We start from the raw sequence: 17,089 nt of genomic DNA, 5'->3' as shown, positions 1-17,089 counted from the left end.
ATGCGTGCTCCCTCGAGCGCCCGTTGCTCGCTTGTCGTGAACGGCCAAGCCCTACGGGTCTCCCCCGGTGACACCTCCCTGGAAACCGCGCTCGCCGACGGCGTGATCGCTCCGATGACCGGCCTGCTCGGCCAGGGCGCCGGCCCCGCCTCGCGGCGGTTGCCGGTCCGCGCCCGGCGCGCGGAGGCGGTGACCCTGTCCGTGCCCGATCCGGACGCGGCGATCCGCCCCGTCAAAACGCCCGCCCGGACGCTCGTGCGGCGCACCGGCAGCATCGACACGATCACGGCGCTGGCGCCGCGGGTCGTGCAGGTGGTCGCGACCCTGGAGCGGCGGCTTTCCTTCGAGCCGGGCGATCAGGTCGTTGTGACGCTCGAGGGCGGCCGCCCGGTCACCCTCAGCCCGACGCTCGGCGTCGAGGGCGGGGCGGAGCTGAACGAACTCGTCTTCCACCTGCGCGGCGAGTGCGCCGAGGATCTCACCGCCCTGTTCGGCTGCGCGGTCGAGCCCGGCCGCACGGTCAAGGTGAAGGGCCCCGTCGGCAACGGCACCTACCGGCCCGGCGGCGGGCGCCTCGTGCTGGTGGCGGCGGAGACCGGATTTGCCGGCATCTGGGCCATCGCCCGCGCCGCGCGCTACGTCGAGCCCGCCCGCGAGATCTGCCTCATCGTCGGCGCCCGCGATCCCCTCGACCTCTACATGCGCCCGTCTCTCGAATGGCTGCGCGCCACCGGCGTGACCCGCATCACAATCGCTGCCGACCGCCACCGCCAGCGCGCCCCCGACGTGCGCCCCGGCCCGCTCACCGCCCACATCCCGAGCCTGCGAGCAACCGACGTGGTGCACGCCTCCGGCTGCCCTTCGACGCTGGGCGCGGTCGAGGTTCTGGCGGCGGCGGCGGGCGCCCGGTACTACCCGATCCCGCTTGAGCCGGGGGCCTGAGGGCACTCTCTACGATCGCTTTCCCACCCACCTCATCCTGAGACGCCGCGAAGCGGCCTCGAAGGATCTCCCAGAAGCCGCATGGAATCTGGAGGATCATCCGAGGCCCGCTGACGCGGGCGCCTCAGGATGAGGACGCGGGTTGGACCAGCACGATCTGATCGTTGCCGTTGATCGCTCGGGACTGATCTCACGCCGTCATCGCGCGGCGAAGCCGAAGCGATCAACGGCAAGCCATATGACGGTTCATCGAGGGCAGGCCTCAGCCGTTCCGATTCGATGAAGAGGGGGAGGGCGGATCACCCGTCCTCCCCTTGATCGACTCAAGGGGCTGTTCAGCCCCTCAGGCCACCTTCACCCGCCAGATCTCCTCGGCATATTCCCGCATCGAGCGGTCGGAGGAGAACCACGCCATCCGCGCGGTGTTGAGGATCGCCGCACGCCACCACTGCGCCGGGCGCTTCCAGGCGGCGTCGATCTCGCGCTGGACGCGCCAGTAATCCTCGAAATCGACCGTAGTCAGGTAGCGGTCTCCGTGGCGCAACTCGTCCACCAGCGGCGCGAAGCGGCCGGGATCGTCCGGCGAGAAGGTGCCGTTGCCGATGGCGTCGAGGGCCGCCGCGAGCCGGGGCGAGGCCGCGATCGCCCTGGCGGCATAGTCCGGCTCCCCCGTGCGGGCGAGCACCCCTTCGGCGTCGAGGCCGAAGATGAAGATGTTCTCCGCGCCGACATGGTCCTTGATCTCGATGTTGGCGCCGTCGAGCGTGCCGACGGTGAGCGCACCGTTCAGCGCCAGCTTCATGTTGCCCGTGCCCGAGGCTTCCATGCCGGCGGTCGAGATCTGCTCGGAGAGGTCGGCAGCCGGGATAATGACCTCGGCCAGGCTCACCGAGTAGTTCGGCAGGAACACCACCTTCAGCCGGTCGCCGATCTCGGGATCGTTGTTGACGACATTCGCAATGTCCCCCGCCAGCTTGATGATGAGCTTGGCCTGGACGTAACTCGGCGCCGCCTTGCCGGCGAAGATCTTGACCCGCGGCGTCCAATCCTCGTTCGGGGCCTGCTTGATCGCTTGGTAGAGCGCCACCGTCTCGATCAGGTTGAGGAGTTGGCGCTTGTACTCGTGGATGCGCTTGATCTGCACGTCGAACAGGGCCGACGGATCGACGGTGATGCCGGTGCGCTCGGCGATGACCTGAGCGAGGCGCTTCTTGCGAATCTTGCGCATCGCCGCATAGCGCGTGCGGAAGTCCGGATCGTCGGCGAACGGCACCAGCCGCGTGAGCAGGGTCGGATCATCGAGCACGCCCTCGCCCGCCGCCTCGACGGCGAGCGCCGTCAGCTCCGGATTGGCGTTGTGCAGCCAGCGGCGGAAGGTGATGCCGTTGGTCTTGTTGATGATCTTCTCCGGCTCGATCGCGTGGAGATCCTTGAACACCGTCGATTTCAGGAGCTCGCTGTGGAGTGCCGAGACACCGTTGACCCGGCGCGAGCCGTGAAAGGCGAGCGGTCCCATGCGTACGCGCCGCCCGTGCGCCTCGTCGATCAGCGAGACGGTGGACACGTCGAACGCACCCGTGCGGGCATTCTTGCTCTGCTCCTCAAGGTGCAGCCAGTTGATCAGGTAGATGATCTGCATGTGGCGCGGCAGCAGCCGCTCCATCAGCTCGACCGGCCAAGTCTCCAGCGCCTCGGGCAGCAGGGTGTGGTTGGTGTAGTGCAGGGTGTGGGTGGTGATCTGCCACGCATCCTCCCAGGGGAGGTCGTGATCCTCCATCAGGATGCGCATCAGCTCCGGCACGGCGATGGCCGGATGGGTGTCGTTGAGCTGGATCGCGGCGTGGTCGGGCAGCGAGCGCAGGGAGCCGCGCTCGGCCACATGCCGGCGCACGAGGTCCTGCAGCGAGGCGGAGGTGAAGAAGAATTCCTGGCGCAGACGCAGCTCCTGGCCCTCGGCGGACGAGTCGCTCGGATAGAGCACCCGCGAGATCGCCTCAGCCCGGGCCCGGCCCGCCACCGCCCCGACATGGTCGCCGGCATTGAAGCGGGCGAGTTCGACCGGCGCGTCGGCCTCCGCCTTCCACAGGCGCAGGACGTTGACGTGTTTGCCCCGCCAGCCGACGATCGGCACGTCGTAGGCCACCGCATTCACGGTCTCGGCCGGGTGCCAGTGGCGGCGGATATGGTGGTCGCCCTGGCTCGTCATGGTGACGTGGCCGCCGAAGCCGATCGTGTAGGTCGCCTCCGGCCGCGGAAATTCCCAGGGGTTGCCTTCCGCGAGCCAGGTCTCCGGCGCCTCACGCTGCCAGCCGTCTTCGAGCGACTGACGGAAGATGCCGTGGTCGTAGCGGATGCCGTAGCCGACCGCCGGGATCGACAGGCTCGCCATACTCTCCATGAAGCAGGCGGCGAGCCGCCCGAGACCGCCATTGCCGAGCGCTGCGTCGGGCTCGGCCCCTTCGACATCGGCGAGGTCGATACCGAGGTCGCGAAGCGCGGCTCTGGTGGTCTCGACGAGGCCGAGATTGTTCATCGCATCCGACAGGAGCCGGCCGATCAGGAATTCGAGCGAGAGGTAGTAGACCCGCTTGTCCGGCACGGTGCCGGCCTGGGCCCGGTCACGGGCATCGACGATCCGGTCGCGTAGCGCCAAGGCAGTAGCGGCGAACCAGTCGCGCTCGCGGGCAGCTTCGGGTGTCTTGCCGATCGCGTAGACGAGCTTGGCGCGAATGTCCTCGCGCAGAGCGACGACGGCATCGGCATCGACGATTTCGCGCGGCTTAACAAAGGTAGCGGCGGCTTTCGCCATCTTCGCCGATGAAGCGGATGTGTCCGCTTCATCATTTCTGTCGCGAGCGGACGGAGCTTCTTTCAGCACCTGAAATTCCCCCTTCGTTGCAGCCGAAGCAGCTGAAGCATTTCGGTTCAACGCAGATCCTGCCCTCTTCTTGCGGTGGCACGATGATCCGCGACGTGGCCTGTCGCCCTGCGGGACCATGGTGTTGCCGGTGACCCAACTTGTCGAGACACATGCGTGCAAACAGGCCGTTCGCAAGCTGTGTGCCCGCACGTCTGTGTCACGTTAGACACAACGCTTCCGCGTCACCCCAAGGCCCAGGCGAGAAATGGCCTCCACCGCTTGAAGGCTTGCTGAACGGCCCTACGCCCTCCTCTGGCCGGATGCGCGCGGTGCCGGCAGCGTCATGGCGGGAGGTCCGATGTCAGGTCCGATATCCGGGACGAGCGGCTCCGAAACGGTCTGGTGCGAGGCGGTCTGGTGGCAGAGCGGGACAGTCTATCAGGTCTATCCGCGCTCGTTCCAGGACACGGACGGTGACGGCGTCGGCGATCTTCGGGGGATCACGGCGCGACTGGATTACCTCGCATGGCTCGGCGTCGATGCGATCTGGATCTCGCCGTTCTACCGCTCGCCGATGGCCGATTTCGGCTACGACGTGGCCGATTACTGCGCTGTGGACCCGCTGTTCGGCACGCTGGCAGATTTCGACACCCTGATCGGCGAGGCGCATCGGCGGCGCCTGAAGGTGATCCTCGATTTCGTGCCCAACCACAGCTCGATCGAGCATCCGTGGTTTACGGAGAGCCGGGCGAGCCGCGCGGCACGCAAGCGCGACTGGTACATCTGGCGCGACGCAGCCCCCGATGGTGGCCCGCCCAACAACTGGCTCTCGAATTTCGGCGGCCCGGCCTGGACCCGCGATCCGGCCACCGGCCAGTACTATTACCACGCCTTCCTGCCCGAGCAGCCCGACCTGAACTGGCGCAACCCCGAGGTGCGGACGGCGATGCACGACGCCCTGCGCTTCTGGCTGGCGCGCGGCGTGGATGGGTTCCGCGTCGACGTGATCTGGCACCTGATCAAGGACGAGGGATTTCGCGACAATCCGCACAACCCGGATTTTCAGTCGCATCAGGCCGGGATCAACCGCTTCCGGCAGGTTTATTCCTGCGACCGGCCCGAGGTGCTCGATGTCATCGCCGGAATGCGTGCAGTGCTACGCGAGTACGGCGAGCGGGTGCTGATCGGCGAGATCTACCTGCCGATCGAGCGGCTGATGGCCTATTACGGGCCGGATCTCAGCGGCGCCGATCTCCCCTTCAACTTCCAGCTCATCCAGACGCCGTGGCATGCCGACGCGGTGGCGGCCCTGGTCGCGGAATACGAGGCGGCCCTGCCCGAGGGCGGCTGGCCGAACTGGGTGCTCGGCAACCACGACCAGCCCCGCATCGCCGCCCGCGTCGGCGAGGCACAGGCGCGGATCGCGGCGATGCTGCTGCTGACGCTGCGCGGCACCCCGACCCTCTATTACGGCGACGAGATCGGCCTCGGACACGTTCCGGTGCCGCCCGAGCGGGCACAGGACCCGTGGGGGCGCAATGAGCCCGGCCACGGGCGCGACCCCGAGCGCACGCCGATGCAATGGGAGGACGCGCCGAATGCGGGCTTCACCACCGGCACGCCCTGGCTGCCAATCAGTGCGGATGCGGATCGGCGCAACGTCGAGACGATGCGCGACGATCCCCGTTCGATCCTGACGCTATACCGCCGGCTGCTGTCCTTGCGCCGGGATTATCCCGCTCTCTCGATCGGCGCTTGGCGCGGCCTCGCTCTGGATGCGGATCTCGCCGCCGAGGTGTTCGGCTTCGAGCGCTTCACAGGTGATGAAACCCTGCGCATTCTGCTCAATTTCAGCACGCAGGAGTGGCGGGTGCCCCTGCACGGCGCAGGCACCTGGGCGATCCTGCTCTCAACCCTTGCCGGACGGACGGGCGAGAGAGTCGAGGGCAGCCTCGCCCTCGGACCGGACGAAGGCGTGATCCTGAGCCCCGTCAGCGGATAGGGCATCGCCTCCTTTCGGGGGCCGGCATCCGCCTTGCGGGACGCTGCGCTGCACCCCGCGCATTCGGCCCGGCCGCAGCCGGGAAGATTGCGCAGAACAGGCGACATATGTCCGCAACGCAGACAACCCATGATGGAAACGCAGGCGCCGGATCAAAAATATTGGTCTGAACGTGGTCTGAATTGTGCAATGCAACGGAACGGATTGCCTTCCGGAGCATTTCAATGCCGTGCGCAGCAGCGGCGGGTCCCGCATACCAACAGCGGCGCAGGTGGGGCGGGGGCGAAGCGATGGCTTACGTGGATCTCGGTGCGCGCCCGGTCGCCGAGCCGCCGTCACCGATCTCCGCCTTCGAACCCGACCACAGGCTCGGCAACGCGCTCCTTCCCCGCATCCTCTACGCCACGCCCGAGATGGCGGATTTCGTGAAGACCGGCGGACTTGGCGAAGTCGCGGGCGCCCTACCCCGGGCCCTGCGCCGCCACTACGACGTCCGCGTCCTCATCCCCGGCTACGCTCGGGTGCTCGCCGGCCTTGAGAACCTGACGATGGTGGGCCGGTTCGGCGCCTTCGCCGGCGTACCGGGCTGCGAACTCGCCTACGGCGCCACGCCGGACGGGCTCGGCGTCTACGTCCTCGTCGCGCCCGACCTCTACGAGCGCGACGGCACGCCCTACGGCGATGCGGCCGGTGATTTCGGCGACAACGACTTGCGGTTTGCCCGCCTGAGCCGCGCGGCGGCGGAGCTCGCCGCCGGGATCGACCCGCTCTGGTCGGCCGACCTGCTTCACCTCAACGATTGGCAGACGGCCCTGGCCCCGGCCTACATGTCCTGGCTCGGCATCCGCCGGCCGAGCGTGCTGACGATCCACAACCTTGCCTATCAGGGCCTGTTCCCCCGCGACAATCTCGGGCGGATCGGCGCGCCGGATTATGCCTTCCAGATGGACGGCGTGGAGTTCTACGGCCAGCTCTCCTTCCTCAAGGCCGGCATCTTCCACGCCTCGCACGTCACCACGGTGAGCGAGACCTATGCCCGCGAGATCACGACGCCCGAGGGCGGCTGCGGCCTCGACGGTTTGTTGCGCACCCGCGCCGCGCAGGGGCGCCTGACCGGCATCCTCAACGGCATCGACGAGAGATGGGACCCGCGCACCGACCCGCATCTCGCCACCCGCTTCGAACCCGACGATTGGAAGGGCAAGCGCGCCAATGCCGACGAGGTGCGCAAACAGTTCGGCATGGCGGTCTCCCGCGGGCCGCTTTTCGCCATCGTCTCGCGCCTCGTGCACCAGAAGGGCATCGATCTCAGCATCAGTGCCGCCGAATCGATCGTCGCCGAGGGCGGACAGCTCGTGGTGATCGGCCAGGGCGAGGGTCGGTTCGAGGAGGCCCTGCGCGATCTCGCCGGGCGCTACCCTGAGAATGTCGGCGTCCATGTCGGTTTTCGTGAAACGGAAGCGCGCCGCATCTTCGCCGGCAGCGACTTTCTGCTGATGCCCTCGCGCTTCGAGCCCTGCGGCCTGGCGCAAATGTATGCGCAGCGCTTCGGCTCCCTGCCGATCGTGCGCCGCACGGGCGGGCTCAACGATACGGTCGAGGATGGGGTGACCGGCTTCACCTTCGGCGAGGCCTCGCCGCGAGGACTGACCTCGGCGATCCGCCGCGCCTTCGAGACCTTCGGCCAGAAGAAGCGCCTCAACACCATGCGCCGCAGCGCCATGTCCCGGTCCTTCGGCTGGGACGGGGCGGCGCTGAACTACTGCAACCTCTACGCTCGCGCCTTCGGCAACCACACCGCCCGGCGCTGGAAGGCGGCCTGAGTCCCGGAAGACGACTGACGGGCTTGCGGGAACACCGCCTTCCGAGGGCGGTTTCCCCGCAGGATGGCATCGCGTTTCGATGGCACGGAACGGAGCGTTCCGCGTTGAGCGTCCATGGACGCGACCGTGCTGCCTTCGCGCAGCAACCCTCTGATCCTCAGGCTTCGCCACGGCCCGGACCTCGACGCCGGAGACCGGGCCCTGCTCGCCGATCTGGCGAGGGGCAAGCGCAGCCTAGACCCACAGCAGGACATCGTGCGGGCGGGGGATGTGGCGGCCGGCGTCCACCTCATCCTCGAAGGCGTCGCCTTCCGCTACAAAATCATCGATGACGGGCAGCGCCAGATCATAGGCCTGCTGCTGCCAGGCGATTTCTGCGACCTGCAATCGATCGTGCTCGGCCCGTCCGACCATTACATCGCCGCGCTGACCCCCTGCATCGTCGCCGACGTCCCCCAGGAGCAGGTCGATTCTCTGGTCTTCCGCGATTCCCGCCTCGCCCGGGCCCTGTGGTGGGCGACGCTCGTCGACGAGAGCATCCTGCGGGAATGGCTCGCCAGCATGGGCCAACGCCCTGCCGACAAGCGCATCGCCCACCTGTTCTGCGAGTTGCTGCTGCGCCAACAACTCGTCGGCGCTGCCGGCGAACGGGACTGCCCGCTGCCTCTCACCCAGCCGATGCTCGCCGACATCCTCGGCATCACGACGATCCATGTGAGCCGCATCCTGCGCGACCTGCGACTGGCCGGACTGATCCAGTTGAAGGATCGCCAGTTGCACGTCCCCAACGTTGCCCGCCTGCGGGGATTCTGCGACTTCGATCCGGCCTATCTGCACCTCGTCCGAATGCCCGATCCCGAAGCGGTGGCGGAGGCTGTGCGGACCGGGCCCTGACGCGCGCGCAGGCCTGCCCCCCCGGAAGGATGCCTGTACGGCAGGCAGGATCGTGCCGATTCTCTCGGCCCCGCCCCCGGCTCTTCGCCCGGGCCGCGCATGAGAACAAAGACGCCATGGCAGCCCCCGATCCCGTCCCGCAGATCGCCCTCAACGATGGACGGTCCATCCCTCAACTCGGCTTCGGCGTCTGGCGTTTGCAGGAAGCCGAGACGCCGGCCCTCGTCGGCACGGCCCTCGGCAGCGGCTACCGCTCGATCGACACCGCCGCGGCCTACGGCAATGAAGCCGGCGTCGGGCGCGGGCTACGGGGGACGGTGGTGTCCCGTGCCGAGGTGTTCGTGACGACGAAGCTGTGGAACGACAGCCAGGGCTACGACGCGGCGCTGCGCGCCTTCGACGAGAGCCTCGCCCGGCTCGGGCTGGAGCAGGTCGATCTCTACTTGATCCATTGGCCCTGCCCCGACCGGGGCCTCTATCTCGATACGTGGAGAGCCCTGATCCGCCTGCGCGAGGAAGGCCGTGCGGCCTCGATCGGCGTCTCGAACTTCACCGAGGGTCAGCTCGACCGGCTCGTGGGCGAGACCGGTGTCGCACCGACCCTCAACCAGATCGAACTGCACCCGCGCTTTCAGCAGCACGCGCTTCGGGCGGCCCATGCCCGGCTCGGCATCGTCACCGAGGCCTGGAGTCCCCTGGGACAGGCCCAGGTGCTGGACGATCCCGCCATCACCCGGATCGCCGGCCGCCTCGGGCGCAGCCCGGCCCAGGTGGTGCTGCGCTGGCACATCGAGAACGGCTTCGTGACGATTCCGAAATCCGCGACGCCTGCCCGAATGCACGAGAACATCGACGTGTTCGGCTTTGCCCTCACGCAAGAGGACCACGCGGCCATCGCCGCGCTCGATCGGGCCGACGGGCGGATCGGACCGGATCCGATGACGTTCCAGTAGGAACCCGCGAGGGTCGCTCCGGGCGCCTGCTTCAGCCTGCGAGCGGAAGCGGTTTCGTGGCAGCGAGCTGCGTCCCGCCCTTCCGCTCCAGCAGGCCCGGCGGGGGCACGGGCGCCTCTATGGTGCAGACCACGCCGTCGGGCTCGTAGAGCAGCTCGACCTTGCCCGCGAGTTCGCGGGCGAGACTGCGCTCGATCAGGCGCGATCCGAAGCCGCGCCGCGTCGGCGGGGTGACGGACGGGCCACCGCTCTCGCTCCAGCGCAGGGAGAGGCACAGCTCCGGCCGGCGCTGTACGGTCCAGGTGATCGTCACCCGGCCGCCCTCCCTGGAGAGCGCGCCATACTTCACGGCGTTGGTGCCGAGTTCGTGCAGGGCCATGGCAATGGACAGGGCCAGTCGCGGCGCGAGCCGCAGGCGCGGGCCCGAGACCGCGAAGCGCGAATCCTGCCCCTCGGCCGCCTCCAGCGGGCGGATCGCGTCGGCCACAACGGTCTTCAGTTCGGCGCCTTCCCAACTCTCGCGGGTCAGCACGTCGTGGGCGCGGGCGAGCGCCAGCAGCCGCGCCTCGAAGGCGGCCTTGGCCGCCTGCGCCTCCTCGCCGTCGAGCCCGCGCAGGGATTGCATGGCGATCGACTGGACGGTGGCGAGCGTGTTCTTCACCCGGTGGTTCAGCTCGTTGATGAGCAGGCGCAGATGTTCCTCGGCCCGCTTGGCGTCCGTGACGTCGACATTGCATCCGGTGAAGCCGAGGAAGGTGCCGTGATCGTCGAGCCGCGGCACCCCCTCGCAGCGCAGCCACCGGATCTCGCCGTTGCGGTCGATCACCCGCATCTCCGCGCGGAACGGGTGCCGATGCTCGAACGCCTCCTGGAACGTCGCCCGGAAGGCCGGCAGATCCGGCGGATGCACGATCGACTCCCAGCCGCCGCCGGCCATCTCCGCGGCGGGACGACCGAACAGGTGGTCGAAATGCATGTTGGCGAAGACCACCTCACCGGTCTCGTCGGTCATCCAGATCAGGGCCGGGGCCGAATCGGCCATATGGCGGAACCGCGCCTCGCTCTCGCTCAAGGCTGCGAGGCCGCGCTGGGTCTCGGCGAGCGCCCGGTCGCGCTCCTCGCTGCGGGTGCGCAGCCGCAGCGAGGCTTCCGAGAGCACGTCGGCGAGGCGGCGGATTTCGTGGATCGGCGAGGCGACCCGCGGGATCGCCTGCCCGCGGGCGAGCGCCGGCCCCGACGCCGCGAGCTGCCGCAGCGGCTTCGAGACCCGCGACCACAGATGCACGGCGAGCACCGAGGAGGTGGCGAGCACGAGAAGCCCGAAGCCGCCGAAGGCCCAGATCCAGCGCCGCAGCCGCGCATCGACCAGTTCGCGCGGGATGCTCGCCCCGACGGTCCAGCCGTTCAGCCGCGAGCGCGCCTCGACCACGGTGACGGGTTTGAAGTTGCGGTCCCGTCCCTCCCAGACGCCGGGCGTGCCCGTCGCGGTCTGGCGCAACGTCGCCAGCCGGGAATGCCCGACCACGCCCGGCATCTCCGGCAGGCGCGCGAGCACGACGGCGTCCCGGTCCGAGACGCCGGTGACCCAGCCTCGGACCTGTTCACGGCCGAGGATGCCCGCGATGCGGCTCAGGGGCACCGCGAAGCTTAGGATGAAGGCGACACGGTCATCGATCCGAACGGGCAGCGCGACGGCGTAATGCGCCTGATCGGGCGTCGCCCCCGCGAGATAGCCGGTGACCATGGAGCGCTGTCCGCCGTCGATGAGTTCGCGGTCGATCGGCAGCGTGGTGACCGGCAGGGGTGCGCCCGGCTTCAGCGCGGTGTTGACGATCTGCTGTCCGTCCGGCCGCCGCAGCACGAGATCGAGGCCGATCGCCTCGCGCACCAGACGGGCCTGATTCTCGAAATTGGCGAACTCGCCGTCCTTCAGCCGCGGCGAGGTGGCGAGCGTCTGCAGCACCGAGACGAGCCCGGCGGTGTCGCGGTCGATCGACAGGGCGATCCCGCGCACGTTCTCCCGGGCATCCTGCTCGAAGCGGGCGCGCTCGGTGGCGGCGTAGCGGGTCAGCAGGATGGCGGTGAAGATCAGCCCCGGACCGATCAGCGCGATCACGAGCATGATCAGGTAGAACTGCGTGGAGAAGCCACGCTGGCCGAGCCGGGAGAGCATGCGTCGGATCAAGGCGTCCCGCGGCGTTGGCCTGCACGATGTTCGAAGAGTGGCGCCCGCCCATCATGCCCCAGCGCGGCCCTGCGTGCCAACTGCTCTGTCTCAGCTCTCCCGCCCGGCTCGATCGACATGCCCGAGATCCCGCCCCGGATCGATCCGATCCCGCACCCGCTGCTTGAGCAGCTTCACATCCGGAAAGCCGCCGTCGCGCACACGCTCCCAGATGACCTCCTCGTCAAACGCGATCACGAATACCCCGCCGGTGCCAGGCCGCAGGGCGACCTCGCCGAGATCGCCACGGAAGGTCGAAAGGAGCTCCTGCGCCATCCACGCCGCTCGCAGGAGCCATTGGCACTGGGTGCAGTAAGTGATGGTGATGTGGGGGCGGGCGGAAGCGGGGTCAGGCACATGATTCATCACAAGAACGCCGCCGCAACCGAACGCGAATTGTCAAGCGGCGAATGTCCGCTCTGCGCGGATGCGGCTGCTTCGGCGCTGACCCTTCTCGCAGCCGTGGCCGCCCCTATCTCCGACACCAACCTCTGCCGCCAAGCTCGTTTCGGAGATTGCCCGCCATGTCCTTCTCTCTCAGCCCCGCGGCGCCTGCTCGCACCAGCGTTCTCGGTCGCCTCGTCTCCGCGTTCGCCGCGCTCTGGCTGGCGACCTGCCTCTCCGGCTGCGGCGCGATCAACCGGGTGCCGAGCCTGGAGGAGCAGGCGAAATCGGCCTGGAGCGAGGTGCAAAACCAGTACCAGCGCCGGGCCGACCTGATCCCGAATCTCGTCGAAACCGTGAAGGGCTACGCCAAGCAGGAGCAGGAGACCCTGACACGGGTGACGGAAGCCAGGGCCAAGGCCACCAGCGTCCAGGTCGATGCCTCGACGGTCAGCGACCCGGAGAAGTTCAAGCAGTTCCAGGACGCCCAGAACCAGCTCTCCGGCGCGCTCGGGCGATTGCTCGCTTCGGTCGAGGCCTATCCGGATCTCAAGTCCAACCAGAACTTCCTGGCCCTGCAGTCGCAGCTCGAGGGCACGGAGAACCGCATCGCCGTGGCGCGGCGCGACTATATCCAGGCGGTGCAGGCCTACAACACCGAGATCCGCACCATTCCCGGCCGCTGGATCGCTTCGTGGTTCTACCCCGAGGCAAAGCCGATGGAGACTTTCACTTCGACGCCGGGCGCGGAGCGCGCGCCGAACGTGAAGTTCTAGAGCGTCGACGTTGCATCGTCATTGTCGGAAAGCCGGTGACCACCTTTCGGGACGATGCTCCCGCACGCCCGCGCGAGGCATCCTGTCGATGACGCGCCCCGATTGGACCGCTCGGCGTTCCGCGACCGGCCTGCTGCCGGCCCTGTGGCTCGCATGTCTGATCTGGGCTGTCCTCGCCGGGCTCGCCGCGGCGGCCGAGCCCGATTTTCCCAAGCTCACCGGGCGGGTCGTGGATGCGGCCGCGATCCTCTCGCCGGAGGCGCGGACGCGGATCGACGGCAAGATCAAGGCGCACGAGGACAAGACCGGCGACCAGCTCGTCGTTGCCACCGTGCCGAGCCTCCAGGATCTCACGATCGAGGACTATGCCAACCGCCTCGCGCGGAACTGGGGCATCGGCCAGAAGAAGACCAATAACGGCGTGCTCCTTCTGGTGGCACCGAAGGAGCGCAAGGTCCGGATCGAGGTCGGCTACGGCCTCGAAGGGGCGCTGACCGACGCGCTGTCGAAGACCATCATCACCTCGGCGATCACGCCCCGCTTCCGCCAGGGCGACTTTTCGGGCGGGGTCGAGGCGGGGGTGGATGCCATCCTGCCGATCCTCGCCGGCGATGCCGACGAGTGGCAGCGCCGGGCGCCGGTGCGAGCGGACGCGGTCGATCCGGTCACGGTGATCTTCTGGATCATCGTCATCATCGCCCTCGTCATCGTGCTGTCGCGGATGAGCGGGGGCGGGCGCGGAGGCCGCGGCGGCGGCTTCGTGGTCATCCCCGGGCCGTCCGGCGGATGGAGCGGCGGCTTCTCCGATAGCGGCGGCTTTTCCGGCGGTGGCGGCTCGTTCGGCGGCGGAGGAGCATCCGGTGACTGGTAGCGCGACGATCCTCGATACGGCCGCGCGCGAGCGGATCGCTGCGGCGATCGGACGGGCCGAGGCCGGCACCGCGGGCGAGATCGTCGTGCTCGTGGCCGCCCGCGCCGGGCTCTACCGCTCCCCCGGCCTCGCTCTGGCGCTGGCGATCGCCCTCGCCCTGCCTTGGCCGCTGATCCTGCTCACCGATCTCGGCGCGGGGGAAATCGCGCTCGTCCAGGCGGCCTGCGTGCTCGCGAGCCTCCTGCTGACCCTCAACGAGGACCTGCGCGTCGCGCTGACACCGCGGCGCTGGCGCCGCGAGCGGGCGCACGCCGCCGCACGTCGCGAGTTCTTCGCCCATGGCCTCACCGGAACGCGGGGGCGCACCGGCGTGCTGGTCTACGTGGCGCTGGCCGAGCGCTACGCCGAGATCGTCGCCGACCGGGGCGTGCGTGCGCGTATCGAGGAGGCGAAGTGGCACGCCATCGTCTCGGATCTGCTCGCCGCTGCCGGACGCGGCGCGCTCGGCGAGGGTCTCGTCGCGGCGGTGGAGCGGGTCGGAGCGGTGCTCGAAGCCGAGTTGCCCGGCCGTGACGCGGACAACCAGCTTCCCAACCGGGTCATCGTTCTCGACTGATACGGTCTTCGCTCGATCGGAGCGAGGAGCGTAGCAGCAAGCCCGCGCGGCGCTTGAGCGACGGCCAAACCCGCCATCCCGAAGGGACCAACCGGATTTGATATGACGCGCCCGGTGTGACGCGACCGGCACGGCCCAACAGGCGGGTCACGGAGGCTCGTAGAAATTCCGGCGAAACATCGTCGTGCGGGCTCACAGGCGCACGACTCACGTTCTGCCAGCGAGGTAACGCGAACCGGAAGATGTCACTCCCCATACGGGGGAACGCGGACCTGTGTATTTCCGGCAACTGGTCTCACCGGAAAAATTGCGCCAAACAGAACCGCGTAAGGCCGCCTGCATCAAGAATGCGGCCAATGACGGAGCGAGGCGTCGCATGGGCGCAATACAGAAGCATGGGCCTTGGGCCCTCGTCGGGGCATTGGGTACCGCCGCATTGGCCGTGGTCGCCATAGAGCGCGGGGAATCGATCAACGCCCTGTGGGTCGTGGTCGCGGCGGTCTGCGTCTACCTCATCGCCTACCGCTACTATTCCCTCTACATCGCCAACAACGTCATGCGCCTCGATCCGAAGCGCGAGACCCCGGCCCATCGCCACAACGACGGCCTGGACTACGTCCCCACCAACAAGTCGGTCCTGTTCGGTCACCACTTCGCGGCGATCGCCGGTGCCGGTCCGTTGGTCGGCCCCGTGCTCGCGGCGCAGATGGGCTACCTGCCCGGCATGCTCTGGATCCTCGCCGGCGTCGTGCTCGCGGGCGCGGTGCAGGATTTCATGATCCTGTTCATCTCGATGCGCCGCGACGGGCGCTCGCTCGGCGAGCTGATCCGGGCCGAACTCGGAGTGATCCCCGGCGTCATCGCCCTGTTCGGCACCTTCATGATCATGGTCATCCTGCTCGCCGTGCTGGCGATGGTGGTGGTCAAGGCGCTGGCCGAGAGCCCCTGGGGCACCTTCACCGTCGGCGCGACGATCCCGATCGCCCTGCTGATGGGCCTCTACGCTCGCTACGTCCGGCCGGGTAAAGTCGGCGAAGTCTCGATCATCGGCTTCGTCCTGCTCATGGCCGCGATCGTCTACGGCGGCCAGATCGCCGCCGACCCGTACTGGGGCCCGGCCTTCACCTTCACCGGCGTGCAGCTCACCTGGATGCTGATCGGCTACGGCTTCGTCGCCGCCATCCTCCCGGTCTGGCTGCTGCTCGCCCCGCGCGACTACCTCTCGACCTTCCTCAAGATCGGCACCATCGTCGGTCTGGCCATCGGCATCGTCTTCGTGGCGCCGCACATGCAGATGCCGGCGATGACGAAATTCGTGGACGGCACCGGCCCGGTCTGGGCCGGCTCCCTGTTCCCGTTCCTGTTCATCACCATCGCCTGCGGCGCGGTCTCGGGCTTCCACGCTTTGATCTCGTCGGGCACGACCCCGAAGCTCGTCGACAACGAGCTCGACACGCGCTTCATCGGCTACGGCGGCATGCTGATGGAGAGCTTCGTGGCGATCATGGCGCTGGTCGCCGCCTGCGTGATCGAACCCGGCATCTACTTCACCATGAACTCTCCGGGCGGCCTCGTCGGCACCACGCCCGAGAGTGCGGCGGCGGCGGTGACGGCGCTCGGCTTCCCCATCGGCGCGGACGTGATCGCTCAGACCGCCAAGGATGTCGGCGAGCACTCGATCATCTCCCGCACCGGCGGCGCCCCGACGCTGGCGGTCGGCATGGCCCACATCATCTCGTCCGCCATCGGCGGCAAGACGATGATGGCCTTCTGGTACCACTTCGCGATCCTGTTCGAGGCGCTGTTCATCCTCACTGCGGTGGATGCCGGCACCCGCGCCGGGCGCTTCATGCTGCAGGACCTGCTCGGCCTGATCTCGCCGACCTTCAAGGACACCGCGTCCTGGGGTCCGAGCGTGGTCGCGACCGCCCTCTGCGTGGGCGCCTGGGGCTTCTTCCTCCACCAGGGCGTCACCGATCCGCTCGGCGGCATCTACACCCTGTGGCCGCTGTTCGGCATCTCGAACCAGATGCTCGCAGCGGTGGCGCTGACGCTGGCCACCGTGGTGATCTTCAAGATGAAGCGCGAGCGCTACGCCTTCGTCACGATCATCCCCACCGTGTGGCTCTGCATCTGCACCCTCACCGCCGGCTGGCAGAAGATCTTCTCGCCCGACCCGAAAATCGGCTTCCTCAGCCACGCGGATCGGTTTGCGAAGGCAATCGCCGAGGGCAAGGTGCTGGCACCGGCCAAGAGCATGGACGACATGCACAAGATCGTCTTCAACGACCGGATCGACGCGGCGCTCGCCGTGATGTTCGTCGGCCTCGTGGTAGCGATCGTCGTCTTCGGTGTGATGGCCTGCATCAAGGCGTACCGCGCCGACCGTTGGACGGCTCTCGAAGCCGATCCGAAGCTCGCCCCCGCGGAGTGAGGCCGACATGACCGGAACCGCAGCACCGTCGCAGAACTTTCGCGATCGCCTCCGGGCCTTCAACAAGTGCGTCTGCGACGGCGCGCGGCTGATGGTGGGTCAGGGCGATTATGGGACCTATGTCTCTCACATCGCCAAGACCCATCCCGATCAGACGCCGATGACCGAGCGTGAGTTCTTTCGCAATCGCGAGAACGCCCGATTCGGGGTCGGCAACAGCTCGGGTTTCCGCTGCTGCTGAACCACGGACCGCCCTTGCCGGCATCCGTTCGAGAATCGCTTGATGGACGCCGGGTCTTTGGAGACCCGG

At 68.3% G+C, this 17,089-nt stretch carries 13 protein-coding genes; 10 read left to right on the top strand and 3 right to left on the bottom strand.

The genetic code is table 11. The features are described from left to right. Positions 1 to 942: a ferredoxin--NAD(+) reductase gene (locus LPC10_RS10340; protein WP_231346596.1), complete on the top strand. Its 942-nt coding sequence runs from the start codon at positions 1 to 3 to the stop codon at positions 940 to 942. A 343-nt stretch (positions 943 to 1,285) separates the two neighbouring features. On the opposite strand, the gene LPC10_RS10335 is transcribed toward LPC10_RS10340, so the two are convergent. Beyond that, positions 1,286 to 3,820, bottom strand: coding sequence for a glycogen/starch/alpha-glucan phosphorylase (locus LPC10_RS10335; RefSeq protein ID WP_231346595.1), 2,535 nt, complete (start codon positions 3,818 to 3,820; stop codon positions 1,286 to 1,288). A 340-nt stretch (positions 3,821 to 4,160) separates the two neighbouring features. Between LPC10_RS10335 and LPC10_RS10330 the strand changes: the two genes are divergently transcribed. The 4 genes from LPC10_RS10330 to LPC10_RS10315 all read left to right on the top strand — a co-directional run bounded on the left by LPC10_RS10330 (position 4,161) and on the right by LPC10_RS10315 (position 9,474). Continuing rightward, on the top strand, positions 4,161 to 5,804 hold the full coding sequence (locus LPC10_RS10330; RefSeq protein WP_231346594.1) for an alpha-amylase family glycosyl hydrolase: 1,644 nt from the start codon (positions 4,161 to 4,163) through the stop codon (positions 5,802 to 5,804). 290 nt (positions 5,805 to 6,094) lie between these two features. Continuing rightward, positions 6,095 to 7,627, top strand: a complete 1,533-nt coding sequence (gene glgA / locus LPC10_RS10325) for a glycogen synthase GlgA (protein WP_231346593.1) — start codon at positions 6,095 to 6,097, stop codon at positions 7,625 to 7,627. Between the two features lie 114 nt (positions 7,628 to 7,741). Then, positions 7,742 to 8,521: a Crp/Fnr family transcriptional regulator gene (locus LPC10_RS10320; RefSeq protein ID WP_231346592.1), complete on the top strand. Its 780-nt coding sequence runs from the start codon at positions 7,742 to 7,744 to the stop codon at positions 8,519 to 8,521. Between the two features lie 116 nt (positions 8,522 to 8,637). Then, a complete protein-coding gene (locus LPC10_RS10315; RefSeq protein ID WP_231346591.1) occupies positions 8,638 to 9,474 on the top strand; it encodes an aldo/keto reductase in 837 nt (278 codons plus the stop codon). 31 nt (positions 9,475 to 9,505) lie between these two features. On the opposite strand, the gene LPC10_RS10310 is transcribed toward LPC10_RS10315, so the two are convergent. Then, complete coding sequence (locus LPC10_RS10310) at positions 9,506 to 11,647, bottom strand: sensor histidine kinase (RefSeq protein ID WP_231346590.1); 2,142 nt, start codon at positions 11,645 to 11,647, stop codon at positions 9,506 to 9,508. A gap of 102 nt (positions 11,648 to 11,749) precedes the next feature. Further along, entirely contained in the window at positions 11,750 to 12,064 is a 315-nt protein-coding gene (locus LPC10_RS10305) for a SelT/SelW/SelH family protein (protein WP_231346589.1), read from the bottom strand. A 158-nt stretch (positions 12,065 to 12,222) separates the two neighbouring features. On the opposite strand from LPC10_RS10305, the gene LPC10_RS10300 reads away from it, so the two are divergent. The 5 genes from LPC10_RS10300 to LPC10_RS10280 all read left to right on the top strand — a co-directional run bounded on the left by LPC10_RS10300 (position 12,223) and on the right by LPC10_RS10280 (position 17,020). Beyond that, entirely contained in the window at positions 12,223 to 12,858 is a 636-nt protein-coding gene (locus LPC10_RS10300) for a LemA family protein (RefSeq protein ID WP_133089472.1), read from the top strand. A gap of 88 nt (positions 12,859 to 12,946) precedes the next feature. Beyond that, positions 12,947 to 13,729: a YgcG family protein gene (locus tag LPC10_RS10295; RefSeq protein WP_231346588.1), complete on the top strand. Its 783-nt coding sequence runs from the start codon at positions 12,947 to 12,949 to the stop codon at positions 13,727 to 13,729. Further along, positions 13,719 to 14,345, top strand: coding sequence for a TPM domain-containing protein (locus LPC10_RS10290; protein WP_231346587.1), 627 nt, complete (start codon positions 13,719 to 13,721; stop codon positions 14,343 to 14,345). The genes LPC10_RS10295 and LPC10_RS10290 overlap by 11 nt, the downstream gene beginning before the upstream one ends. Before the next feature lie 376 nt (positions 14,346 to 14,721). Continuing rightward, positions 14,722 to 16,779, top strand: coding sequence for a carbon starvation CstA family protein (locus LPC10_RS10285; protein ID WP_231346586.1), 2,058 nt, complete (start codon positions 14,722 to 14,724; stop codon positions 16,777 to 16,779). Between the two features lie 7 nt (positions 16,780 to 16,786). Next, entirely contained in the window at positions 16,787 to 17,020 is a 234-nt protein-coding gene (locus LPC10_RS10280) for a YbdD/YjiX family protein (RefSeq protein ID WP_231346585.1), read from the top strand. Positions 17,021 to 17,089 lie beyond the last annotated feature (69 nt).

Source organism: Methylorubrum sp. B1-46 (assembly GCF_021117295.1).
Lineage (GTDB): Bacteria > Pseudomonadota > Alphaproteobacteria > Rhizobiales > Beijerinckiaceae > Methylobacterium.
This window is presented reverse-complemented; position numbering and strand designations above follow the sequence as displayed.

Excerpts from the sequence above, each read along its gene's own strand:
- LPC10_RS10330 (WP_231346594.1), top strand. The coding sequence starts at position 4,161 with ATGTCAGGTCCGATATCCGGGACGAGCGGCTCCGAAACGGTCTGGTGC.
- LPC10_RS10320 (WP_231346592.1), top strand. The coding sequence starts at position 7,742 with ATGGACGCGACCGTGCTGCCTTCGCGCAGCAACCCTCTGATCCTCAGG.
- LPC10_RS10305 (WP_231346589.1), bottom strand. The coding sequence starts at position 12,064 with ATGAATCATGTGCCTGACCCCGCTTCCGCCCGCCCCCACATCACCATC.
- LPC10_RS10295 (WP_231346588.1), top strand. The coding sequence starts at position 12,947 with ATGACGCGCCCCGATTGGACCGCTCGGCGTTCCGCGACCGGCCTGCTG.
- LPC10_RS10340 (WP_231346596.1), top strand. The coding sequence starts at position 1 with ATGCGTGCTCCCTCGAGCGCCCGTTGCTCGCTTGTCGTGAACGGCCAA.
- glgA (WP_231346593.1), top strand. The coding sequence starts at position 6,095 with ATGGCTTACGTGGATCTCGGTGCGCGCCCGGTCGCCGAGCCGCCGTCA.
- LPC10_RS10315 (WP_231346591.1), top strand. The coding sequence starts at position 8,638 with ATGGCAGCCCCCGATCCCGTCCCGCAGATCGCCCTCAACGATGGACGG.
- LPC10_RS10300 (WP_133089472.1), top strand. The coding sequence starts at position 12,223 with ATGTCCTTCTCTCTCAGCCCCGCGGCGCCTGCTCGCACCAGCGTTCTC.
- LPC10_RS10280 (WP_231346585.1), top strand. The coding sequence starts at position 16,787 with ATGACCGGAACCGCAGCACCGTCGCAGAACTTTCGCGATCGCCTCCGG.
- LPC10_RS10310 (WP_231346590.1), bottom strand. The coding sequence starts at position 11,647 with ATGCTCTCCCGGCTCGGCCAGCGTGGCTTCTCCACGCAGTTCTACCTG.
- LPC10_RS10285 (WP_231346586.1), top strand. The coding sequence starts at position 14,722 with ATGGGCGCAATACAGAAGCATGGGCCTTGGGCCCTCGTCGGGGCATTG.